The sequence below is a fragment of the Lutibaculum baratangense AMV1 genome, assembly GCF_000496075.1.
Lineage (GTDB): Bacteria > Pseudomonadota > Alphaproteobacteria > Rhizobiales > Tepidamorphaceae > Lutibaculum > Lutibaculum baratangense.
The window spans coordinates 58,840-81,587 of the sequence record NZ_AWXZ01000038.1; the positions used below are offsets into that span (position 1 = coordinate 58,840).

At 71.0% G+C, this 22,748-nt stretch carries 22 protein-coding genes and 2 tRNA genes; 11 read left to right on the top strand and 13 right to left on the bottom strand.

Annotated features, from left to right (window positions below; all coding sequences use genetic code 11):
- The first annotated feature begins 22 nt into the window (after window positions 1–22).
- Both N177_RS14185 and N177_RS14190 read left to right on the top strand, forming a co-directional pair.
- Window positions 23–1,171, top strand: a complete 1,149-nt coding sequence (locus N177_RS14185) for a trans-sulfuration enzyme family protein (protein ID WP_023433054.1) — start codon at window positions 23–25, stop codon at window positions 1,169–1,171.
- 44 nt (window positions 1,172–1,215) lie between these two features.
- Window positions 1,216–1,854: a response regulator gene (locus N177_RS14190; RefSeq protein ID WP_023433055.1), complete on the top strand. Its 639-nt coding sequence runs from the start codon at window positions 1,216–1,218 to the stop codon at window positions 1,852–1,854.
- On the opposite strand, the gene N177_RS14195 is transcribed toward N177_RS14190, so the two are convergent.
- From N177_RS14195 to N177_RS21905, 10 genes are all read right to left on the bottom strand, one after another.
- Complete coding sequence (locus tag N177_RS14195) at window positions 1,823–2,200, bottom strand: sensory rhodopsin transducer (RefSeq protein ID WP_040485889.1); 378 nt, start codon at window positions 2,198–2,200, stop codon at window positions 1,823–1,825. The genes N177_RS14190 and N177_RS14195 overlap by 32 nt on opposite strands.
- A gap of 150 nt (window positions 2,201–2,350) precedes the next feature.
- Window positions 2,351–2,426: transfer RNA gene (locus N177_RS14200), tRNA-Phe, on the bottom strand.
- A gap of 214 nt (window positions 2,427–2,640) precedes the next feature.
- Window positions 2,641–2,850, bottom strand: coding sequence for a CsbD family protein (locus N177_RS14205; RefSeq protein WP_023433057.1), 210 nt, complete (start codon window positions 2,848–2,850; stop codon window positions 2,641–2,643).
- Window positions 2,851–2,939: 89 nt separating this feature from the next.
- Window positions 2,940–3,143, bottom strand: coding sequence for a DNA gyrase inhibitor YacG (gene yacG / locus N177_RS14210; RefSeq protein WP_023433058.1), 204 nt, complete (start codon window positions 3,141–3,143; stop codon window positions 2,940–2,942).
- 40 nt (window positions 3,144–3,183) lie between these two features.
- Window positions 3,184–3,810, bottom strand: a complete 627-nt coding sequence (locus N177_RS14215) for a Maf-like protein (RefSeq protein ID WP_023433059.1) — start codon at window positions 3,808–3,810, stop codon at window positions 3,184–3,186.
- A gap of 218 nt (window positions 3,811–4,028) precedes the next feature.
- On the bottom strand, window positions 4,029–4,502 hold the full coding sequence (locus tag N177_RS14220; protein WP_023433061.1) for an arsenate-mycothiol transferase ArsC: 474 nt from the start codon (window positions 4,500–4,502) through the stop codon (window positions 4,029–4,031).
- A 4-nt stretch (window positions 4,503–4,506) separates the two neighbouring features.
- On the bottom strand, window positions 4,507–4,983 hold the full coding sequence (locus tag N177_RS14225) for a UPF0262 family protein (protein WP_023433062.1): 477 nt from the start codon (window positions 4,981–4,983) through the stop codon (window positions 4,507–4,509).
- On the bottom strand, window positions 4,980–5,435 hold the full coding sequence (locus N177_RS14230; protein WP_040485890.1) for a DUF2948 family protein: 456 nt from the start codon (window positions 5,433–5,435) through the stop codon (window positions 4,980–4,982). Before N177_RS14230 ends, N177_RS14225 begins: the two co-directional genes overlap by 4 nt.
- Before the next feature lie 152 nt (window positions 5,436–5,587).
- Complete coding sequence (gene murA / locus N177_RS14235; RefSeq protein ID WP_023433064.1) at window positions 5,588–6,880, bottom strand: UDP-N-acetylglucosamine 1-carboxyvinyltransferase; 1,293 nt, start codon at window positions 6,878–6,880, stop codon at window positions 5,588–5,590.
- A gap of 94 nt (window positions 6,881–6,974) precedes the next feature.
- A complete protein-coding gene (locus tag N177_RS21905; protein WP_023433065.1) occupies window positions 6,975–7,130 on the bottom strand; it encodes a hypothetical protein in 156 nt (51 codons plus the stop codon).
- Window positions 7,131–7,281: 151 nt separating this feature from the next.
- On the opposite strand from N177_RS21905, the gene N177_RS14240 reads away from it, so the two are divergent.
- From N177_RS14240 to N177_RS14280, 9 genes are all read left to right on the top strand, one after another.
- Window positions 7,282–7,356: transfer RNA gene (locus tag N177_RS14240), tRNA-Thr, on the top strand.
- A gap of 170 nt (window positions 7,357–7,526) precedes the next feature.
- The gene (locus N177_RS14245) at window positions 7,527–9,017 is read left to right on the top strand and encodes a hypothetical protein (RefSeq protein ID WP_023433066.1); all 1,491 of its coding nucleotides are present in this window, start codon (window positions 7,527–7,529) and stop codon (window positions 9,015–9,017) included.
- A 198-nt stretch (window positions 9,018–9,215) separates the two neighbouring features.
- On the top strand, window positions 9,216–10,454 hold the full coding sequence (gene hemA, locus N177_RS14250) for a 5-aminolevulinate synthase (RefSeq protein WP_051402399.1): 1,239 nt from the start codon (window positions 9,216–9,218) through the stop codon (window positions 10,452–10,454).
- 14 nt (window positions 10,455–10,468) lie between these two features.
- Complete coding sequence (locus tag N177_RS22090) at window positions 10,469–11,236, top strand: glycerophosphodiester phosphodiesterase family protein (RefSeq protein WP_023433068.1); 768 nt, start codon at window positions 10,469–10,471, stop codon at window positions 11,234–11,236.
- Between the two features lie 91 nt (window positions 11,237–11,327).
- Window positions 11,328–13,073 (top strand): thiol reductant ABC exporter subunit CydD, encoded by a 1,746-nt coding sequence (cydD, locus tag N177_RS14260; protein WP_023433069.1) that lies wholly within the window; start codon window positions 11,328–11,330, stop codon window positions 13,071–13,073.
- Window positions 13,066–14,841 (top strand): thiol reductant ABC exporter subunit CydC, encoded by a 1,776-nt coding sequence (gene cydC / locus N177_RS14265; protein ID WP_023433070.1) that lies wholly within the window; start codon window positions 13,066–13,068, stop codon window positions 14,839–14,841. The genes cydD and cydC overlap by 8 nt, the downstream gene beginning before the upstream one ends.
- A gap of 134 nt (window positions 14,842–14,975) precedes the next feature.
- Complete coding sequence (locus tag N177_RS14270; protein ID WP_023433071.1) at window positions 14,976–16,073, top strand: siderophore-interacting protein; 1,098 nt, start codon at window positions 14,976–14,978, stop codon at window positions 16,071–16,073.
- 125 nt (window positions 16,074–16,198) lie between these two features.
- Window positions 16,199–17,155 carry a TAXI family TRAP transporter solute-binding subunit gene (locus N177_RS14275; RefSeq protein WP_023433072.1) on the top strand — a complete coding sequence of 319 codons (957 nt, stop codon included), beginning with the start codon at window positions 16,199–16,201 and terminating at the stop codon, window positions 17,153–17,155.
- Between the two features lie 37 nt (window positions 17,156–17,192).
- Window positions 17,193–18,962: a TRAP transporter permease gene (locus N177_RS14280; protein ID WP_023433073.1), complete on the top strand. Its 1,770-nt coding sequence runs from the start codon at window positions 17,193–17,195 to the stop codon at window positions 18,960–18,962.
- Between the two features lie 22 nt (window positions 18,963–18,984).
- Here N177_RS14280 and nhaA read toward each other — a convergent pair whose 3' ends face one another.
- The 3 genes from nhaA to N177_RS14295 all read right to left on the bottom strand — a co-directional run bounded on the left by nhaA (window position 18,985) and on the right by N177_RS14295 (window position 22,747).
- Window positions 18,985–20,868 (bottom strand): Na+/H+ antiporter NhaA, encoded by a 1,884-nt coding sequence (gene nhaA / locus N177_RS14285; RefSeq protein ID WP_023433074.1) that lies wholly within the window; start codon window positions 20,866–20,868, stop codon window positions 18,985–18,987.
- A 184-nt stretch (window positions 20,869–21,052) separates the two neighbouring features.
- Window positions 21,053–21,430, bottom strand: a complete 378-nt coding sequence (gene hpxZ, locus N177_RS14290; protein ID WP_023433076.1) for an oxalurate catabolism protein HpxZ — start codon at window positions 21,428–21,430, stop codon at window positions 21,053–21,055.
- Between the two features lie 30 nt (window positions 21,431–21,460).
- On the bottom strand, window positions 21,461–22,747 hold the full coding sequence (locus N177_RS14295; protein ID WP_023433077.1) for a TRAP transporter large permease: 1,287 nt from the start codon (window positions 22,745–22,747) through the stop codon (window positions 21,461–21,463).
- Between the last annotated feature and the right edge of the window lies 1 nt (window position 22,748).

Here is a 22,748-nt window from a genome sequence, read left to right on the forward strand (position 1 = left end):
CTTCGGCAGGAGGAGCACCATCGTGGGCAGCGAGCACAAGCGGTCGCCCGAGACAATCGCGGCCCAGGGCCTGCACGCGGTCGACCCCGCCACGGGTGCGGTCGTGCCGCCGCTCCACCCCGCCACGACCTTCGCGCGCGGCGGCGACTACGAGCTCCTCGGCGCCCATTTCTATTCCCGCTACGGCTCCCCGACGGTCGACCAGGCCGAGCGCGCGATCGCCGCGCTCGAGGGCGGGATCGAGGCGCAGCTCTTCGGATCCGGGCTCGCCGCCTTCACCGCGCTCGTCGAGAGCGTTCCCGAGGGCGCGGCCGTCGTGGCGCCCCGCACGATGTATTTCGGCGGGCAGGACTGGCTGCGCCGCCTCGACGCCCGGGGCCGCATCAGGCTCGCCCTCTTCGACGAGACGGACGATGCCGCGCTCGAGGCGGCCTGTGCCGAGGCGCGGCCCGAGCTCGTCTGCATCGAGACGCCGGCCAACCCGACCTGGTCGATCACCGACATCGCCGCCGCCGCCGAGACCGCCCACCGCCACGGGGCGCGGCTCGCCGTCGATTCGACGGGGGCGCCACCCCCGACGACCCGGCCGCTCGAGCTCGGCGCCGACATCGTCTTCCACTCCGCCACGAAATACCTGAACGGCCACAGCGACGTCACCGCGGGGGTGCTGGTCGCGCGCGAGGACGGCGAGCGGTGGCAGGAGATCCGCCAGGTCCGGATGCTGACCGGGGCCCTGCTCGGCCCGTTCGAGGCATGGCTCCTGCTGCGCGGCCTTCGCACACTCTATGTCCGCTTCGCCCGCCAGTCGGAGACGGCGATGGCGCTCGCGACCGCGCTCCTCGACCACCCCAAGGTGGAACGGGTTCTCTATCCCGGCCTCGACAGCCATCCGCGCCACTCCGTCGCGCGCCGCCAGATGACCGGCGGCTTCGGCGGCATGCTGTCGATCCTCGTCGCGGGCGGCGCGGCGGAAGGCCGGGCCGTCGCCGCGGCGACCGAGCTTTTCGTGCCCGCCACCTCCCTCGGCGGCGTCGAAAGCCTGATCGAGCACCGCCGCTCGATCGAGAGCCCGCAGAGCGCCGTCGCCGACAACCTGATCAGGCTGTCGGTCGGCCTGGAGGCCGTCGACGACCTCCTCGCGGACCTGAGGCAGGCCCTGGAGCGGATCTGACGGGGTTGACGGGAAGTTAGGAGGCTTGCAGCTAGCATCCTTCCATGCAGACCGCGATCCCCTCGCTGCCGACGACGATCCCCGAGGCGCTCGCGCGGGAGCTCCGGGGCATCCACGTGCTCGTCGTGGATCCGGAGCGGAACTTCCGCGAGGTCGTGGGGCACATCCTGCGCCACGTCCACATGACCCAGATCACGCAGGCCGGCACGCTTTCGGAAGCGCGGCAGATCCTCGCCAAGCGGCAGGTCTCGCTCGTCCTGTCGGAGTTCCGGCTGCCGGACGGCACCGGGCTCGACCTCGTGAAGGCGATACGCGGCGGGACGGCGCCCGCCCGACGCCTGCCCGTGATCCTCCTGACCGGCGAGCTCGACCGGCTGCTCCTGCGCAGGGCGATCAATGCCGGCGTCGACGACTGCCTCGTGAAGCCGCTCAGGCCGATCACGCTCTACCAGCGCATCTCCAGGCTCGTGCAGCGCCCGCCGGTCTATGTCGAGATACCGGGCGTCTATTTCGGCCCGGACCGGCGCCGGCGGGTCGACGGGATCGAGACGGTCGAGGATCGCAGGCGTCAGGACACGGTCGCCTCCCGCCACGCCGGGGGCATCATCCTCGACGACGGGCCCGAAGAGGCCGCCGCGGACGCTTCTCCGGTCACCGCACGGGGAAGGCCATCGTCGTCATGAGCGCGTTCTCGGCCTGCCGCGAATCGAGCCTCGTGTGCTGGACGACGATCGGGCGGTCGCTCTCGATCACCGTCGCGAAGCCGGTGCCCTTCGGCACGGGCTCGGGGTCGGAGAGGTCGTTGAAGCGCAGATGCACCGTGCGGCGCGCTCCGACCGTCACGCGGTAGGGGCCGACCGGCTCCTTGCCCTCGAAATAGAGCGTGAGCGAGACATTCGCCGGCTCGTCGCCCGCGTTGAGGATGCAGGCCGTCTCGTGGCTCTCGAACTCCGGCGGCGGCCCGTTGCTCCAGGCCGGGATGTAGCCTTCCGCCAGCGCCCACACCGTGTGCCCGATCTCGCGCGCCATCATGAACTCCTTCGCTGCCCCTGCCGCAAGCGACAACCGCGCCGGCCGGCGCGGCGTTCCGCAGGGCTTCACGAGAATGAAGACAGTGGTCGAAAGACTACGTCCGCCACGGTCGGTGGGGCAGGAGGCGCCGGACTAGCGGAGGGAAAATGGTGCCCAGGGGCGGAATCGAACCACCGACACTGCGATTTTCAGTCGCATGCTCTACCAACTGAGCTACCTGGGCATGCCACCGGCGAAGCGTGTCGCGTCCGGCGAGCGAGGGGCCTTATAGAAAGTCGCGGCGCCCCTGTCCAGCACTTAAAGACCGAGAACTCGACACGGCCCGGCGGGGGTGTGTTGCCCCTCCTCCGGGTCCACGAGAGCGCAGCGGCCGAAAGCGAAAGTGCCCGGCACGGGGCCGGGCACTCCATTTCCTGGCGGAACGTCCTGGACGAACGTCAGGGGCGGTTCGAGATCCCGCGGCCCCACTCGTCCACCTCGCGCTCGGCCTGATCCTTCTCGTAGCCGTAGCGCTCCTGGATGCGGCCGACGAGCTTGTCGCGGTGGCCCGCGGCGACGTCGAGGTCGTCGTCGGTGAGCTTGCCCCACTGGACCTTCGCCTCGCCCTTGTACTGCGTCCACTGGCCCTTGATCTGATCCCAGTTCATCGCTCGCTCCTTTTCCGCTCGCGAGATGCGCTTTGTCGATGGCCTGAGAACGGGCGAGGCGCCGGACGCGTTCCGCGGGGGCGCCTGCGTCAGGGCGCCTCATCCTCCGTGCCGGGCGGCAGCGCAGGCTCGCCCTCCTCGTCGTCCTCCTCGACGGCGGGGATGGCGTAGGCACCCACGAGCCAGCGGTTGAGGTCGACGTCGGCGCAGCGCTTCGAGCAGAAGGGCCGCCAGCGCTCCTCGCGCGGCCGGCCGCAGATCGGGCACGGACGGGTGTCTTCGGTCTCTGTCATGACGCCTATCTGGCCGCGTTCGCCGCTCCGGGCAAGCGGCTCAGGCCGGTGCGTTCGGCCAGTCGTGGTGGACGGGGTATGATTCGCCCGCGAGAAGCGACATCGTCTCGTAGAGCGGCAGGCCCACGACGCTCGAATAGGAGCCGACGAGCTTCACCACGAAGCCGCCGGCGAGGCCCTGGATCGCGTAGCCGCCGGCCTTGCCGCGCCACTCGCCGGACGCGATGTAGGCCTCCATCTCCTGGCGCGAGAGCCGCTTGAACCGCACCCTCGTCTCGATCAGCCGCTGGCGGATCGACCGGTCGCCGGTCGCGAGGCAGATGCTCGTGAAGACCTTGTGGCTGCGCCCCGACAGCAGACGCAGGCACGCGAACGCCTCCTCCACCGTCTCGGGCTTGCCGAGGATGCGGCGGCCGACGGCCACCACGGTGTCGGCCGTGAGCACGAGCGCGCCCGCCGTCTCCGGGTCGCGGTCGGCGGCGCGCATGGCGATCTCGACCTTCGTGCGGGCGAGGCGCTTCGCCAGCGTCCGCGGCTGCTCGCCCTTGGCGGGGCTCTCGTCGATGTCGGCTGGACGCAGCGCATCGGGCTCGATGCCCACCTGCTGCAGGAGCGCCAGGCGGCGCGGCGAGGCGCTGGCGAGAACGAGCTTCGGCCGTCCGCTCATGAACTCTCACTATCTCCGGCGTTTCAGGATCGGCGGGATGCGGGCGAGGGCTACTTGAAGCGGCAGGTGATGCGGCGCCTGGAGAGGTCGTGCGGCGTCATCTCGACGAACACCTCTTCCCCGGCCATCGACACCTGCATGCGCCCCGCCCAGCGAATGGCCGGAAACTAGCCGAAAGCGGAGCGGCTGTGAACCGAAATGGCGGCGGGGGCGCGTCCCTACATCGCCGGCGGGCGGTGCCACTCGAAGCGCTCCTTGATGCGCCGCATCAGCCCGTCGCGCACCCGCCGATAGGCATGCAGGAGCTGCTCCCGGCTGCCCTCGGTGAGGGTCGGGTCCTCGGTCGGCCAGTACTCGACGTCGACCGCCATGGTGCGGGTGAGTTCGAGCGCGCGGTGATGCGCCTCCGGCGCGAGCGTCACCACGAGGTCGAAGGAGGTGTCGGCGAGATCCTCGAAGGTCGTGGGGCGGTAGCTCTTCACGTCGATGCCGATCTCGTCCATCACCTCGATGACGATCGGATCGGGCTTGCCTTCGTGGACGCCGGCGGAGGCGACGTAGACGGCGTGCGGGAAGAGGTGGCGCATGATCGCCGCCGCCATCGGCGAGCGCACCTCGTTCATGCCGCAGGCGAAGAGGACGGCGGAGGGCGGCCTGCCGCTCTCGCCCGAGGAAGGGCCCCGTGCCGCCACGGCGTCAGCCCTTCCAGTGCAGGACGCAGATCAGCGTGAAGAGGCGGCGCGCCGTGTCGAAATCGACCTCGATCTTGCCGGCGAGCCTCTCCTCCAGGATGCGCGAGCCGTCGTTGTGGACGCCCCGCCGCCCCATGTCGACGGCCTCGATGCGGCTGGGGCTCGCCGTCTTGATCATCTGGAAGTAGCTCTCGCAGATCAGGAAGTAGTCCCTCACGATGCGCCGGAACGGCGTCAGCGAGAGCATGTGCGTCACGACCGGCTCGCCCCCTTCCGTCCGCACGTCGAAAACGAGCCGCTTGTCCTGGATCGACAGGTCGAGCGCATAGGGCCCCCTGTCCTCGCCGAGGACGCGGAACTCGTTCTCCTCGAGAAGATCGTAGATCGCGACCGCCCGCTCGTGCTCGATATCCCGGTTGCCGCGACCGATCGATCCCTCGTCAAGCGTCACGGAGACGATGCGGTCGCGCTCGCAGCTCATTGCGGGACCGGGGCCTCCGCCGCCTCGTGGTCCGGCCGCGCCTTCGTCGACCACGCGGGCCCCAGATCCTTCACGCGGGCCTCGATGCACTCGACCTCGAGCCTCAGTGTCGCGCCGCCCGAGAAGATGAGGTCGACGTGACCGGACGGCTCCTCGGCGGGCGAGAAGCGCACTGCGAGGAGGTTCAGGACGCCGTCCTTCGTCCGGGGATCGATCCCGCGGCAGCGGCAGGCCGTGACGCGCTCGAAGTGCAGCGCGGTGCGCCGCCTCTCGTAGCCGCGCTGCCAGCGTCCGCCGCTTTCCTCCCACACGAAGCGGTTGAGGATCATGACGAAGCGGCGCTCCTTCGGGCGGTAGCAGACGTCGCCGACGATGCCGACCGCATCCTGCAGATGCGCCGAGAGGATTTCGAGGTCTTCCGCGTCGAGGGCGATGAGCTTGAGTGGCTTCATGATCATGACTGCAAACGAAGCGGCGGAGCCTTCGAGAAGAGGCTCCGCCTCGGTGTTAGCGGGGGCGCGGGGCCGATGCAACGACCCCGTCGGTTCGGGATCCGATATCGGTCGCCGGCCGCCGGCCTTCAAGCTTGCAGTCCGGGGAAGGCTCAGCCGGCGAGCCGCTCCACCTCCGCGCCGCACGCCCCGAGCTTCTCCTCGAGCCGCTCGAAGCCGCGGTCGAGGTGGTAGATGCGCGAGATCGTCGTCTCGCCCTCGGCGGCGAGGCCTGCGATCACGAGCGAGACCGACGCGCGCAGGTCGGTCGCCATGACGGGCGCGCCGGTCAGCCGCTTCACGCCCTTCACCGTCGCCAACTCGCCGTCGAGGGAGATGTCGGCGCCGAAGCGGGCCAGCTCCTGAACGTGCATGAACCGGTTCTCGAAGATCGTCTCGCGGATCGTCGAGGTGCCGTCCGCACGGGTCATCATGGCCATGAGCTGCGCCTGCAGGTCGGTCGGGAAGCCCGGGAACGGCGCCGTCTCCACGCTGATCGGCTGGAGCGCCTGGCCGTTGCGCTGGATGCGCAAGCCCCGGTTCGTCTCGCTCACGTCGACGCCCGCCTCGCGCAGGACCGCGATCGGCTCGTCGAGCAGGTCGGCGCGGGCGTTCTCGAGCACCACGTCGCCGCCCGTCATCGCGACGCACATCGCATAGGTGCCCGTCTCGATGCGGTCCGGCAGCACCTCGTGGGTCGCGCCGTGGAGGTCGCTCACGCCCTCGATCTCGATCGTCGAGGTGCCGGCGCCACTGATCCGGGCGCCCATCTTCCGCAGGCACTCCGCGACGTCGGCGATCTCGGGCTCCCGCGCCGCGTTCTCGATCACGGTTTGCCCACGCGCCATGGCCGCCGCCATCAGCACGTTGTGGGTCGCGCCGACGGAAACCTTGGGGAAGGTGACGCGGCCGCCGACGAGCCCTCCCTTCGGGGCCTTCGCGACGACATAGCCGCCCTCCACGTCGATCTGGGCGCCGAGCGCCTTGAGACCCTGAAGGTGGAAGTCGACCGGCCGCGTTCCGATCGCGCAGCCGCCGGGCAACGAGACGCGGGCCTCGCCGCAGCGGGCGAGCAGCGGCCCGAGCACCCAGAAGCTCGCGCGCATCTGCGAGACGAGCTCGTAGGGCGCCTCGGTGTCGCAGATGTCGGCGGCCTCGAGGTGCAGCGTCTGGCTGGCCTCGCCGGCCGTCTGCTGCCGCTTGCCGGCGATCGTCATGTCGACGCCGTGATTGTTGAGGATGCGGCCGAGCAGCGAGACGTCGCGCAGCCGCGGCACGTTCTCGAGCGTCAGCCGCTCAGGCGTCAGGATCGAGGCGATCATCAGCGGCAGGGCCGCGTTCTTGGCGCCCGAGATCGGGATCGTCCCTTCGAGCTTGCGCCCGCCGCGAATGCGAATCTTCTCCAACGCAGTCACTCCCGCGTTCGTGTGAGGTGTTGGAGAGGCCTCTACCCCCGTGGCCGCACGAGGACAATGACTGGACGGTGACAGTCCGGGACTTTCACTCCTCCCGGGCCGGCGGCTCGTCGTCCGCCTCGGCTTCCGTCTCGCGCGCCGCCCTCGCCCGCGCCTGGGACTTCCGCCGCCGCAGGTTCGCCCGCAGCGCTTCGGCCAGCCGCTCTTCCCGGGACGCCTTCGCCTTCGATTCGTCGCTCATGCGGCAACGATACCCCATCGGCCGGCGCGGCGGGAGAGACGCTTGCCTCGCCGCCGACGGTGTGGCAGTTTCCGCGCGACTTCGGCCGGGGCGATTCCTCGCGCCGACGCTTCCGCTCCCTCGCGCAGATTGTGCGACCGGACGCAACGACGCTGCGGTAGCTCAGTGGTAGAGCACTCCCTTGGTAAGGGAGAGGTCGAGAGTTCAATCCTCTCTCGCAGCACCAGCTTTTTCCCCTTCATCGCACCGCCCGACCGCCCGCGCCGAGGGGTAGCCGAAGTGCAACGGTTGCCGCCGTCCCGACGCGCCGCCTTGTTTTCTCCCTGATCGTTGGTAGTGGTGGTGCGGTCTGTATTCGCGTCACGGGACCGCTCCTGTGGGAGTGGGGGCCACGCCATGCTGTCGACAAAGTTCCGCCTCGGCGCTCTCGGCTTGACACTCGTCCTCTCCCCCGCCGGGGGGCTGCTCACGGGGGCTTCGGCGCAGCCCATCCTGTCGCACGACCAGATCGTCCTGCAGCTGCAGCTCTGCCGCTCCCTCCCGGAGGAGGAGCTCCGCCTCAACTGCTTCGACAGGCTGAGCAGCGAGCTGCCGCGCCGGAGCACCACCACGGGCTCGATCGGCGCCGGAGCGCGGGAGCGGCTCGAGGCCGCGGGCGGGACGCTGGCCGTCGGCGACGTTCCCCAGCCGCCGGCGCGGGCAGAGGCCGACGAGGATCCGGCCGACGTCCCGGCGGCGCGGAGAACCCTGATCGTGGCGGTCTCGGACGCAGCGGGTGCGGCATGGCGCATCGCGCCGTCTCCGCCGGCCGAGATCCCGCCGTCGCCGGGTCCCGGCGCGCGGCAGGTCGTGGAGGCGCGACCGCTTTCCACGGAGGGACAGCTTCCGGACGTGCTCCTCGCGGAAGGGTGGCCGGGTGGCGCGTCGCGGAGCGCGGTCGCGCTGCCAGAAGACGCGCCGGCAGAGCCGGCCGTCGCCGCGGCTCCGCCCATGCCGAAGCCGCGACCGGCGGAGCTCGTCCGGCACGAGGAGGACGAGTCGGACGAGGCGGAGCCGCTGGTGCTCGCCGCGGCCGAGCCGACGGACGTCGATCCGCCGAACGAGCCGGAAACCGCCTCGTCCGCCGAAACGCCGGGCGGCTCGCCTCTCTCGTCCTTCGTCGAGCTATTCGAGTTCGCAAGCCCCGCCCAGGCCGCCACGCGCGACGAGCCTGACGAAGAGATGCAGGCGAGCCTGCCCGTCGTCCCGTTGCCGCCGACGCCACCCGGCCGGACGCCCGACCTGACCGGGCTGCTCGCGGGCGATCTGCCGACGCAGGAGGACATCGAACGGGCGCGCGAGGTCGAAATGCAGCAGCTCGTGGCGCTGGCGCAGGACGAGGGAGAGATGGACTTCGACCCGGAGGCGGCACGGGAGCACGTCGAGACCGCGTCGCTGCACGTGCCGAGAGTGAGCGGCATCAAGCGCACCTGGTCGGTCTCCGGATGGACCTCGCCTCTCTCCGGCGCACGCGACATGACGCTCACGCGCGCCTCGGAGCGTCAGGGCGACCGGCCCATGACGCTCCTGTCCTTCTCGTGCAGCGACAGCTCCGGAGCCGTCCGCGTCACCTGGCCCTACGGCACCTCGGCGCAGACGATGAAGGCCGCGCTCGCGTTCGACGGGAAGCTCGAGGATCCGGCCGCCTGGAATGTCGGCGACGACGGCCGCACCCTGATCCGCGAGGGGCACGGAACGGCGCTGGCTCTGGCGCGCAAGGTCGCGGCCGCGGAGCGGGTGAGCGTCCGCATCGTCGAGGATCCCGCCCGCCAGTGGGAGGCGACGTTCGGCACGGACGGCCTCAAGGACCATATCGGCGAGTTTGCCGCCGCCTGCGGCAAGGGGTGAGGCGGCCTGCCGCAGCCGGCGACGCGCAGGGCAGGCGGCGACGGGTTTGCCGCACCGCGTGCCGCTTGCTAGATTGGAACGATGCCAGATTGATGCGCGTCAACGCGCGTCGCCCCCGGATGTCTAGTGTCGGGACATGAGCGAGCCACCTAGGTGGCCGCATCTCGCCCCGAGCCCCTGAAGGAGCGCGCCCCGCTCATGGCTTTCGACTACGAACGAGTGTTCGCCGACGCCGTCGACGGCGTGCGGGAGGAGAAGCGCTACCGCGTCTTCACCGACCTCGCCAGGATCGCCGGCCGGTTTCCCCACGCGGTCCACCACACCGAGACCGGGCCCCGCGACATCGTCGTCTGGTGCTCGAACGACTATCTCGGCATGGGCCAGCACCCTGCCGTGCTGGAGGCTTTCCAGGACACGGCGTCGCGCCTCGGCGTGGGCGCCGGCGGCACGCGCAACATCTCCGGCAACAACCACCCGCTGGTGATGCTCGAGCGCGAGCTCGCCGACCTGCACGGCAAGGAGAACGCCCTCGTCTTCACCTCGGGCTTCGTCTCCAACGAGGCGACGATCTCCACGCTCGCGCGGCTCCTGCCGGACTGCCTGATCCTCTCCGACCAGCTGAACCATGCCTCGATGATCGAGGGCGTGCGCCGCTCGGGCGTCGAGAAGAAGATCTTCCGACACAACGACCTCGAGCACCTCGAGGACCTCCTCAAGGCGCAGGACCGCGAGCGGGCGAAGCTCATCGTCTTCGAGTCGGTCTATTCGATGGACGGCGACGTCGGCCCGGTCGGGCGCATCTGCGACCTCGCCGAGAAATACGGCGCGATGACATATATCGACGAGGTGCACGCCGTCGGGATGTACGGCCCCCGCGGCGCCGGCATCGCCGAGCGCGAGGGCGAGATGGCGAGGCTCGACGTCATCGAGGGCACGCTGGCGAAGGCCTATGGCTGCCTCGGCGGCTACATCGCCGCGTCGAACGACATCGTCGACGCGGTCCGCTGCCACGCGCCGGGCTTCATCTTCACGACCGCCCTGCCCCCGGCGATCGCCGCGGCGGCGACGGCGTCGATCCGGCACCTGAAGGGCTCGGGCGCCGAGCGCGAGGGACAGCAGCGGCAGGCGGCGACGACGAAGCACGTGCTGCGCAGCCGCGGCCTGCCCGTGATGCCGTCCGAGACGCATATCGTCCCGCTCCTCGTCGGCGATCCGGAGCTGTGCAAGGCGGCGAGCGACCGTTTGCTCGACAGGCACGGGCTCTACATCCAGCCGATCAACTTCCCGACGGTGCCGCGCGGGACGGAACGGCTGAGGATAACGCCGACGCCGTTCCACGACGACGAACTGGTCGGGGAGCTTGGCGAGGCGCTGGTCGAAACGTGGTCGGCGCTCGGCATACCCTTCGCGAACGAGCGGATCGGCGTCGCGGCCTGACGGCGGCGCCTCCGGTGACCGCGACGGCCCACGCCTTCCTGAACGCCTCGCACCCGATCGCCTTCGCCCATCGCGGCGCCCACGAGGGGGGCGAGGAGAACACGCCGGCGGCGTTCGCGCGCGCCGTCGAGCTCGGCTACCGCTACATCGAGACGGACGTGCAGGCGAGCCGCGACGGCGTCGCCGTGGTCTTCCACGACGACACGCTCGAGCGCGTGATGGGCGCCGAAGGCCGCATCGGCGACCACGGCTGGGACGAGCTCTCGCGGCTCACCACGCCGGGGGGCGAGCGCCTCATGCGGCTCGACGACCTTCTCGCCGCCTTCCCCGACACCTTCTTCAACCTCGATGCGAAGGTCGAGGCCTCCGTCGAGCCGATGGCGGAGGCGATCAGGCGGTGCGGCGCCGTCGAGCGCGTCTGCATCGGCTCGTTCGACGTCCGGCGCACCCGGCGGGTGCTGGGCCTCCTCGGCGGCCGGGCCTGCTGGTCGCCGAGCCACGGCGGGGTCGCGCGCCTCTGGCTGGCGGGCTTCGGCGTCGGATCGCCGACGCTGCCGTTTCCCGTCGTCCAGGTGCCGACGCACTTCCGGGGCATCCCCGTCGTCACGCGCCGCTTCGTCGAGGCGGCGCATGCGAGCGGCATCCACGTGCACGTCTGGACCGTCGACCGCGAGGAGGAGATGCGCCGCCTGCTCGACCTCGGCGTCGACGGTCTGATGACGGATCGGCCCTCGCTCCTGAGGCAGGTCTTGGAATCGCGAGGCCAGTGGGACGGCCGATAGCGGCCGATGCGACGCCGTCCCGCGTTGATATCCGGGCCCCCTGCCGTCATGTTCGCCACGCCCCGCAAGATCCCTCTCCGGCAGGAGCCTCATGGCCGACCCCTCCACGCCCAGGACTTGGCTCTCCGCGAATGCGGGCCGGGCGGGCTGGTGGCCGTGGATCGCCGCCGCCGCGGGAAGCCTGACGGTCGTCCCGCTTCTCGCCATCGCCTGGTCGGTCGCCACGATCGGCCAGAGCATGGTGATCGAAGGTGCCCCGTTCTCGAGCATCGTGCCGGCGCTCCTCGTCCTGCCGGCGGCCTTTCTCCTGCGCGGCGCCCTTGCCTGGGTGCGCACGGAGACCTCGACGCTCGGCGCGCTGAAGGTGAGGCACGCGGTGCGGCGCGACCTCCTCGAGCGGATCGGCCTGTTGGGCCCCGTCTGGGCGCGCCGCCAGCACAGCGCCGTCCTCGGCAACCGGGTGTGGGATCAGGTCGACGCGCTGCACGGATACTATGCCGGCTACCGGCCGCAGCTCGTGCTCTGCGCGACGATCCCGCTCGTCATCCTTCTCGCCGTCTTCCCGCTGAGCTGGGCCGCCGGCCTCGCGCTCCTCATGACGGCGCCCTTCGTGCCTCTCAACATGGCGATGGTCGGCGCGGGGGCGCGGGAGCGCCAGGAGGAGCAGTTCCGCGAGCTCGGCCGGATGGGCCGCCACTTCCTCGACACGCTGCGCGGCCTGCCGACGCTGAAGCTGTTCGGCGTCGGAGGCCAGAGGGCGGAGGCCGTCCACGAGGCATCCGAGGGCTTCCGCAAGCGCACCATGCACGTGCTGCGCCTCGCCTTCCTCTCCTCCACCGTCCTCGAGTTCTTCAGCTCCGTCGCGATCGCCATCCTCGCTGTCTATATCGGCTTCGTCTATCTGGGTTTCATGTCGTTCGGGACCTGGGGCCAGGGCCTCGACCTCTTTGCCGGGCTGTTCATCCTGATCCTCGCGCCGGACTTCTACCAGCCGCTGCGCGAGCTCGGCACGCACTACCACGCCAAGGCCGAGGCCGAGGCTGCGGCGCAGGATCTGATCGCGATCCTCGAGCACGACCTGCCGGCGCGCGGCGGTGCGGTCGACTGGGGACCGCGCAGCCGCTTGGGGCTTCGGCTCGAGGGGGTGACCTGCCGCTACGGGCCGGGCCAGCCGGCAGCGCTCGACCGGCTGAGCCTCGACATTCGGGCCGGGGAAACCCTGGCGCTCGTCGGCCCCAGCGGGCACGGCAAGTCGACGCTTCTCAACCTTCTCGGAGGCTTTCTCGAGCCCGAGGCCGGGAGCGTCACGACGGACGACGGGACCGCCATCGTCTCGATTGCCCCGGAGGCCTGGCGACGCGCCGTCGCGTGGGTCGGCCAGAACCCCGCGATCCTGTCTGGCACGCTTGCGGAAAACCTGCGCCTCGCGGCACCCGAGGCCGACGACGGAGCGCTTCTGGCCGCGCTCGACAAGGCGGATCTCGGGCCTTGGGCTAGCGCCCTGCCCTCCGGCCTCGCGACACGCATAGGCGGCGGCGGCCGGCCGATCTCCGGCGGCGAGGCGAGGCGGCTCGCCCTCGCCCGGGCCTTCCTGCGCGACGCGCCGCTCGTCCTCCTCGACGAGCCGACCGCGAGCCTCGACCACGAGAGCGAGGAACGGGTCATCCGAGCGCTTGATCGCCTGCGCGTGGGCCGCACCGTCGCGCTGGTCACCCACCGTCTCGACCTCCTGCGGCTGGCCGACCGGATCGCCCGGGTCGAACAGGGGAGGATCGCCTCCATCGTGGCGGGCCCGTCCGCCACGGTGAGGCTGCACGCGGAGGCCGGCCATGGCTGAGACGCCCCCGTCACCCGCCGGCACGAACGGCGGCATCTCCCGCCACCCGCTGCTGCCCTACCTCGCGCGGATGCGGCGGTTTCCGGTCCTCCTCGGCCTCGGGCTCCTCCTGAACCTCGTCACGGTCGCCTCGAGCATCGGCCTGCTCGCCCTGTCCGGCTGGTTCATCAGCGCGGCCGCCGTCGCGGGCCTCGCCGGCGTCGTCTTCAACTACGCCGTCCCGTCCGCCGGCATCCGGCTCTTCGTCGTCACGAGAACCGTCGGCCGCTACTGCGAGCGGCTCGCCTCGCACGAGGGCACGTTCCGCCTGCTGTCTCTCCTGCGGCGGGACGTCTACTGCGCGATCGAGCGGCTGTCGCCGCGGGCCCTCCTGCGCCACGGCAGCGGGGACCTGCTGACACGCCTGACGGCGGATATCGACGCGCTCGATGGGCTCTACCTGCGCATCGTCGCGCCGACGCTCGTGGCGCTCCTCGCGGTCATCGGCTGCGCCGCGCTGATCGGTGTCTTCGCGCCGGCGGCGGGCGTCTTCGCGGGGCTCTGCCTCGCGGCGGCGGGTCTCGTCGGGCCCTGGCTCGCCTGGCGGCTCGGCCGCGGCCCCTCCGCCCGCCGTCATCGCCTCGAAGCGACGCTGCGCGCCCGCCTCGTCGAGCGGCTGGCGAGCCTGCCGGAGCTCCTGCTCTACGAGGGCTGGCGGCGGGAAACCGACGAGCTCCTCGACACGCAGGCATCACGCGACCTCGACGAGCGGAGGCTCGCCCGGCTGACCGGCCTGTCGCAGCTCGTCTCGCAGGGGCTACTGGGGATCGCCGTCACCGGCACGCTCGCATTCGCGGCCGCCGCGGTCGGCGACGGGGCGCTCGATCCCGCGCTGATCGCGCTCATCGCCTTCACCGTGCTCGCAGGGTTCGAGGCCGTTGCGCTGCTGCCGCCGGCCTGGCAGAGCCTCGCGCGGATCACCGCCGCCGCAACCAGGCTCGAGGAGCTCAGCCGCGCCGCGCCGGAGATCGTCTTTCCACCGCAGGACCGCGCGACGCCACGCGACGGCCCGATGGAGATCGACGACCTGCGGGTCGCGCTCGACGGCCGCGAGATCCTGTCGGGCGTATCGCTGACGCTCCGGCTCGACGAGCATCTCGCCCTGCTCGGCCCCTCCGGCGGCGGCAAGACGACCCTCCTCGACGCGGTCGTTCGCTTCGTCGAGCCCGACGGTGGAACGCTGCGGCTCGGCGGCGTCGAGCTTGCCGACCTCGGCGAGACGACGTTACGCCGCGCCTTCACCGTCTCGCGGCAGGAGACCCATCTCCTGGGCGAGACGTACCGCGAGAACCTGCGGATCGCGGCGCCCTGCGCCACCGACGAGGAGATGACGGAGATCCTCGCCGCGCTCGGCCTTGGCCCGTGGCTCACGCACCAGCCCGACGGGCTCGGCTCCTATCCCGACGAGGGCGGCAGCTCGCTGTCGGGCGGCGAGCTCCGCAGGTTCGGCGTGGCGCGGGCGCTCCTCCGCCCGGCTCCGTTCACGCTCCTCGACGAGCCGGCGGAAGGGCTCGACCGCGACACGGCCCGACACGTCATGGCGGAGATCCGCCGCCGCTGCGCCGGCCGCGGCCTGCTCGTCGTCACGCACCGGCCGGAGGGTCTGGAGAGCTTCGATCGCCTGGCGTTCCTCGAGGCCGGCCGCATCGTGGAGGCGGGGCCGCCCGCGGAGCTGGCGCGCGATCCGGAGAGCCGCTACGCGCTGCTCCTGCGGAGCCTGACCGCCTGACAGGAAAACATGCAGTTGAATGTCAACTTTATTGACATGACGTCGCTCCTCGCCTAGCGACGTTTGCGCAGCGGAGCTCTCGCCGGGGTATGGCCGGGCCTTCCGCAGGCACAAGACGCGCAGCGGGGGACGGCATGACGATAGCTTCGCGATTCAAGGCCGAGGGCGAGGTCGCGCTTCGGGCGCCAGACGCCGTGCTCGCCCGGATCGAGGCGCATTTGGCGGAGCACGGGAAGGTGACGCGGTTGCGGGACGCATGCCGGCTCGACCACGAGTTCGGCACCGCGACGGCGCTTGCCGGGCCGCGGACGCTGCGGGTCAGCATCGTGTCGCCGGACCCGACCTCCCTCGCCTACCTGCAGATGGGATTCACGAGCCACCTCCGGGAGTTCGCGCCCGACGAGGCCCACGGCATCGTCTGGAGCGGGGCGAACGAGGCGGGCAAGCGTCCGCCCTATTTCCGCGAGATGCGCGTCGTCTCGGCCCGGGACGTGACGCCCCGGATGCGCCGCGTCCGGCTCGCCGGCGAGAACCTCGAGCGCTTCACCCACGGGGGGCTGCACGTGCGGCTCCTGCTGCCGCCGCGCCGGGACGTGGCGCCGGTCTGGCCGATCCTCGGGGCGGACGGCGACATCGCCTGGCCCGACGAGGGCGAACGGCCCGCGATGCGCGTCTACACGATACGCCACATCGACGCCCGCGCGGGGCTCGTCGACGTCGACTTCGTGCTGCACGAGGGCGATCACATGCCGGGAGCGGCCTGGGCTGCCGAGGCGTCTCCGGGCGACGTCGTGGGCATGACGGGACCGGGCGGCTCGGGCGTCGGCGAGGCCGACTGGTACCTCCTCGCGGGAGACGAGACGGCGCTGCCGGCGATCGGCCGCATCCTCGAGGAGATGCCGGCCGGGCGCCGCGTGGTGGCGCTGGTCGATGTCGCCGACGCCGCCGAGCGGCAGGAGCTGCGGACGCGGGCGGATCTCGACCTGCGATGGCTCGAACGCGGCGGCCGCCCCGCCGGCACGACGGACCTCCTCGCCGAGGCGGTGCGGGGGATCGAGCTGCCGCAGGGGCCCCGAGTCTTCGCCTGGGCCGCCTGCGAGTTCGAGGCCTTCAAGACGATCAGGGGTCACTTCCGGAAGAGCCTGGGCCTCGCCCGCGAGGACCATCTGGCCGTCGCCTACTGGCGGCGGGGCGCGGCGGGCGACGAAGCGCGGTCCGAGGCGCGCGACTGAAGGCGCAGGGCAGGCGGCGCGGGGCACCCGCCCCTCGCTTGCCCGGCACGCCGGGATCGACTAAGGCCTCCCCTGTCCCGCCTCTCCCCGGAGAGCCAACAAGCAAGACGATGGGAGGAACCTCGATGTTCCGATGGAAACAGGCGCTCGCCGTGGTCCTCGGCGGCGCGATCGCGGCCGGCGCGGCCCATGCCGAGACCCGTGTCACCTACAAGTCGGCGAAGGCCGGCACGTCCTACTACCAGATGGGCGTCGAGCTCTCCGAGGCGATCAAGCAGGGCACGGGCGGCGAGGTGATCCTGACGGTCGAGGAGAGCCAGGGCTCCGTCCAGAACGTGATGGAGGCCGCGGTCAGGCCGGGCAACTACATCTTCACGACGCCGCCGGCGCTCGCCGCCCAGGCGCGGGAGGGGTCCGGCCCCTTCGAGAAGCGGCCGAGCGAGCGGTTCGCCGACATTCGCGGCCTGTTCCCGATCCCGTCCCTGACCATGCATATCGTCCTCGCGGGCGAGGCGGGCGCCGTGCCGCTCGAGGCGATCGAGGGCAAGACGGTGCTTCTCGGCAAGGGCTCCTTCGGCGCGACGGAAGGGGAGAAGTATCTCGAGCTCTTCGGCCTCAAGGACAAGCTGCGGGTCGCCGACGCGGAGCTCGGCAACGCGGCCGACGCCCTGAAGAACGGCCAGATCGACGCCTTCGTCACGGCAGGCTCCTTCCCCGCCCCGAACGTGATCGAAGCCTCCGCGAGCGGCGGCGTCAGCCTCGTGACGATGACCGACGAGCAGGTCGAGCAGACCGGGCGCACGCGCGTCGTCATCCCGGCCGGCACCTATGCCGGGATCGGGGAGGACGTCGTCACGACGGCCCTGCCGGTCGTCGCCTACACGACGACCCGGATGGACGATGAGACGGCCTACCTCGTCACGAAGACCTTCTGGGAGAAGAAGGCCGAGATGGCCGACAGCGCCCCCTGGTGGAAGGCCGTCACGCCCGAGCTTCTCGAGACGATGGAGGGCACGCTCCACGAAGGCGCACTCCGCTACTACGAGGAAGCCGGCATCGCGGTGCCGGACGAGCTGAAGTAGGCGGCGCTTCGGCGAACTCTCACGGAGCGATCGGACGTTGGACGAACCGGCGCGTGTCCGGCCGGTGTGGGTGGTGCTCGGGCTCGTCTCCGTCGCCTTCCACATCGGCCTCATCTTCTACGGATTGGCGCCGGCGCTCGTCAGCCGGCCGCTGCACATGGCGCTCCTCCTGCCGTGGATGCTCGTCCTGCCGGCGGTGACCGGCTGGCAGCGCCTCAGCGGCTGGGCGCTGACGGTCGCTGGCGTCTCGGGCTGTCTCTACATCGCGCTCAACGCGGGCGAGATCTCCGACCAGTACGGCTTCGTCGACGGCCCGTTCCAGCTGGCGCTCTGCCTCCTCCTCCTCGCAGTGGCGCTCGAGACGGCGCGCCGCGCGATCGGCTGGCCGCTGCCGGCGGTCGCCCTCGCCGCCCTTCTCTACGGCTTCTTCGGGCAGCATTTGCCGGGCGAGTTCGGCCATCCGGGCCTGCCGGTCGAGAGCTTCCTCGGCACGCTGGTGCTGGCGGAGGGCGGGCTCTGGGGGCAGCTCACGGGCGTCTCCGTCGGCGTCGTCGCGATCTTCGTCATCCTCGGCGCGGTCCTGAACGCCGGCGAGGCCGGCAAGGGCTTCATGAACGTCGCGACCGCGGTGGCCGGGCGTCTCAAGGGCGGGGCCGCCAAGGTCGCCACGCTCTCCTCCGCGCTCTTCGGGTCGATCTCGGGCTCGGCCTCGGCGAACGTCGCCTCCACGGGCGCGATCACCATGCCGGCGATGATCCGCCTCGGCTATCCGCGATCGCTGGCCGGTGCCGTCGAGGCGGTGGCGTCCTCCGGCGGGCAGATCATGCCGCCGCTGATGGGGGCCGGCGCATTCGTGATGGTCGAGCTGACGGGCACGCCATACGCGCAGATCATGGCGGCGGCCTTCCCGCCGGCAATCCTCTACTTCCTGACCGTCTGGGTCGGCATCAACGCCTTCGCGACCCGGCACGACCTCAGGCCGGTCGACCTCGAGGACCGTCCGCACGGCCGCGACGTCGTCGTCACGTCGCTCTTCTTCGCCGTCCCGTTCCTCGCGCTTCTCGGCGCGATCTTCGTCGGCGGCTACACGCCCCAGTTCGCGGCCTCGATCGCGATCCTCGCCGCGGCGATCCTGCTCCTCGTCGATGTCAGGCTCAGCGCCTCGCTCCGCCAGTTCGGGACCCGCCTCGCGGAGGCCGCCGTCTCCTCAGGCAGGCAGATCGCGATGATCGGCTCGATCATCATCTGCGCGTCGATCGTCATCGGCGTTCTCTCGCTCACCGGGCTCGGGGTGAAGGTGACCTCGACGATCCTCTCGGTCGCGGACGATTCCCTGTGGCCGGCGCTCCTCCTGACGGCGCTCGCCTGCCTGATCCTCGGCATGGAGGTGCCGACGACGGCGGCCTACGTGATCTGCATTTCGGTGGCGGGGCCTGCCCTGTCGCAGCTCGGCGTCGAGCCGCTCGTGGCGCATCTCTTCGTCTTCTGGTTCGCGCTCCTGTCGACGATCACGCCGCCCGTCTGCGGCGCGGTGTTCATCGCAGCCGGCATGATCGGCGAGAACTGGCTGAAGGTCGCCGGCAGCGCGATGGTGCTCGGGATCGGGCTCTACATCATCCCGCTCGGCATGATCGCCAACCCCGATCTCCTCGCGCTCGGCCAGGCGCCCATGCTCGCCCTCGTCGCCTTCGTGAAGGTCGGGGTCGGGCTGACGCTCGTCTCCTTCGGCATGATCGCCCGCGGCCGGGCGGTCCTGCGCGCGCTGTCGGTGGCGGCGGGCCTCGCGGCCGTCTTCGTCTCCCTCTGACGCGCGGGCCGGCCTTGCGACCTCAGGAAGCGGGGCTCCGATCCGCCTCGCCCGTCTCGCCGTACGGAAGGCCGCTCGTCTCGCCGGCGCGGCCGGGAAGCCACAGGATCAGCGCGCCCAGCGTGGCGGCGACGACGGAAGCGCCGAGGATCGCCACCTTCGCCGCCTCGAAGTCCTGGGTGGTCGGCAGCGCCTGCCCCGCGATGAAGACCGACATGGTGAAGCCGATCCCCGCCAGCGCGCCGGCACCGGCGAGCTGACGCCAGGAATACTCCTCGGGCTTCGTCGCGAGGCCCATCCGGACCGCCAGGAAGGACGCGCCGAGGAGGCCGATCGGCTTGCCGATGACGAGCCCGGCCCCGATCGCCAGCATCAGCGCCCAGTGGGAGGACAGGACCTCGGTCTCCAGCACGACCCCGGCATTCGCGAGGGCGAAGAGGGGCAGCACGATGTAGCTCGACCGCGCGCCGGCATGGCGGAGCAGGCGGTCGGCCGGCGATTCCAGCCGATCGTGTATCGCGTCGAGCGCCCTGAGCGCCGGCACGGACGGACCGTGATGGAGAACCTCGCCGCCGCGACGCGCCTCCGCGGCGATCAGCGCGCTCGCCTGCGTCGTGAGCGCCCTCAGGTCGGCCGGCGGCCTCGTGGGGATGAAGAGGGCGAGGAGGACGCCCGCGAGCGTGGCATGGAGCCCGCTGCCCAGAACGAGCGCCCACAGGAGCAGCCCGACGAGCGCGTAGGGCGCGACCCGGTAGACGCGCCAGCGGTTGAGCAGGGCAAGCACCACGACCGTCGCCATCGCGCCGGCGACGAAGCCGAGCTGCAGCTCCTCCGAATAGGCCACGGCGACGACGACGATCGCGCCGATGTCGTCCACGATCGCGGCGGCCGTCAGGAAGATGCGGAGCTCGATCGGCACGCGCGAGCCCATCATCACGATCAGCGCGATGGCGAAGGCGGTGTCGGTGGCCATCGGGATGCCCCAGCCGTGAATCCAGGGGCCGTCAGGGATCAGCAGAACGTAGAGCAGCGCCGGCACCGCCATGCCGCCGAGCGCCGCCGCCACGGGAAACGCGGCCGAGCTCCTCTGCGCGAGCCGTCCGACGGTGAACTCGCGCTTGATCTCGAGGCCCACGACCAGAAAGAAGATCGTCAGGAGGCCGTCATTGACCCAGTGGCGCAAAGAGAGCGAGAAGGCGGCGCCGCCGAGCGAGGCGCCGAGGGCCATCTCCCAGAAAGCTTCGTAGGCCTCGGCGAATCCGACATTCGTCAGCGCGATCGCGACGAGCACCGCGCCCAGGAGGAGCAGGCCCGCCGACGGGCCCCATGCCGCGAAGCCGAGGGCCGCGGCGCGGACGCGGTGGCCGAGCGTTCCCTCCATCGCGTCGATGAACGAGCTCTCGTCCCACGGCCCGTCATACCGTCGCCCGTTGATGAAGAAGGTCGGCGTGAACATCACGCCGCTCGCCCTGGCGCTGGCGACGTCGGCGCGCACCCGCTCCTCCGCCGGGACGTCGTGCCCCGCGACGTCGTCGGCCTCCGCGACGGCTATGGAGAGCTCTTCCCCGACGGCCCGCAGGTCGTCCTCCGTCAGCGAGGGCGAGCGCGTCATGAGCGTCAGGTGCGCGTGCCAGAAGCTCTCCTCGTCCGGCGCCCGCTCGGCCAGCACGGCGGCGCGCCAGGCAATCCTGCTGTCCTTTATCGGGAGGTGCCGGAAGACGTAGCGCACCCTGTCGCCGAACCGGTCGCGCACCTCCGAGATGCGCTCGTTCGCCGCCCGGCAGTGCGGGCAGTCATAGCTGCCGTACTCGACGAGCGTGATGGGTGCGCTCAAGGGCCCGAGCACGTGGTCCGAGGCCGGATCGACCGGCCTGTCGAGCCGCCCGACGTCAGGAGGAGAAGTCATCGGGCTCGCACCATCGCTCGGCCACGCCCGAGGGCGCGGCTCGCCACCGGATCACGAACCCACTCTGCCCAATGATTGGCGACCATGCCATCATCCCCTCGCTGGCGGAGGGGCAGCATGGCCGGACGGCCTCGTTTCCCGTGACGGGACCGCTGCCGTTCGACCGGCGGCGGATGGACGCCGTTCACGCCCCGGTCAGGCTGACATGGGCGGCGACGACCCTCCACCCCGAAGCGGTGCGCACCCATGTCTGGCTCTGGCGGCCGACGCGCTCGCTGCCCTCGCGCTCGAAGAGCGTCATGGCGGTCGCGAAGTCGCGGCCATAGGTGGTGATCACCGTCCGCTTCAGCGTCCGCTCGAGGTTCTTGCTGCTCCGGCCGGCCCGGAAGGCCCTGATCTCCTCGTAGCCGTAGAGATTCTCGGTCGCCCCGTAGCGTATCGTCCGGGGGTCGTCCCAGAAGAGCTCGTCGAGCACGTCGACGTCGTTCGTCACGAGCGCCCGCTCGTAGCGCGCGAAGGCCGCCTCGACTTCGGCCCTCACGTCCGGCAGATCGATCTCCATCGCGTTCCTCCCGATCCTCCGACACGGCCCTCAGCCGCCGATCCCCTGGTAGACCTGCGCGGGCAGCCAGAGGCTGACCTGCGGCACGTAAGTGATGACCATCAGCGCCAGGAGCGCCACCAGGATGAAGGGGGCGGAGCCGATGGCCGCCTGCCGGTAGGTGATGCCGAGCGTGCTGGCGACGAAGAGGTTGAGGCCGAAGGGCGGCGTGAACATGCCGATCGCGGCGTTCACCGACAGGACGACGCCGAGATGCACGGGGTCGACGCCGGCCGCGGTCGCGACCGTGAACAGGAACGGCACCAGGATGATGATGATCGAGTTCGGGTCGAGGAACATGCCGGCGATCAGCACGACGACGTTGATGACGAGCAGCACCTTCACCGGATCGTTCCCGATGCCGGAGAGCAGCCCCTGCACCCCGGTCGCGAAGCCCGACGTCGTGAGGTACCACGCGAAGGCCGACGCGGCGGCGACCACGATCATCACCTGCGCCGTCGTCACGGCCGAGTCGAGCAGCACCGTGACGAGGCCCTTCATGTCGAGCTCGCGGTAGACGACCATCGTCACGAAGGCCGCGTAGGCGACCGTCACGGCGGCGGCCTCCGTGGGCGTGAAGAACCCGCCATAAATGCCGCCGAGCACGATGACGGGGATCGCGATGCCCCAGGCCGAGCCCCTGAGGTTGCGCAGGATCTCGGCCCTCGACCATCCGGCCGCCCGCGGCAGCCCGGCGAACTTCGCATAGATCATCGACATGACCATGAAGACGGCGCCGTAGATCAGCCCGGCACCGACGCCGGCGAGGAACAGCGCGCCGATCGACACGCCGGTGACCGAGCCGTAGACGATCATGAAGATCGACGGCGGAATGACGATGCCGAGCGACCCCGAGCTCATGAGGAGGCCGATCGAGAAGGGCTTCGCGTAGCGCGCCTCCGTCATCGCCGGCAGCATGATCTTGCCGACGGCCACGACGGTCGCCGGGCTCGACCCCGAGATCGCGCTGAAGAACATCGAGCTCGAGACCGAGGTCATGGCGAGCCCGCCCGGCAGCGGCCCGACGAGCGAGACGGCGAGGTCGGTGAGCCGACGCGAGAGACCGCCGCTCGCCATCAGGTTGCCCGCGAGGATGAAGAAGGGGATCGCCATCAGCGGGAACTTGTCGACGCCCGAGAAGAGGCGCTGGATGACGAGCATGGGCGGCGTCGAGGTCGTGGCGAGCAGGAACACCAGGACCGGGAGCGACAGTGCCACGAAGATCGGCACGCTGAGTGCCAGGAGGAATGTGAGGGTCGCGGCGAAGCCGAGGGGCATG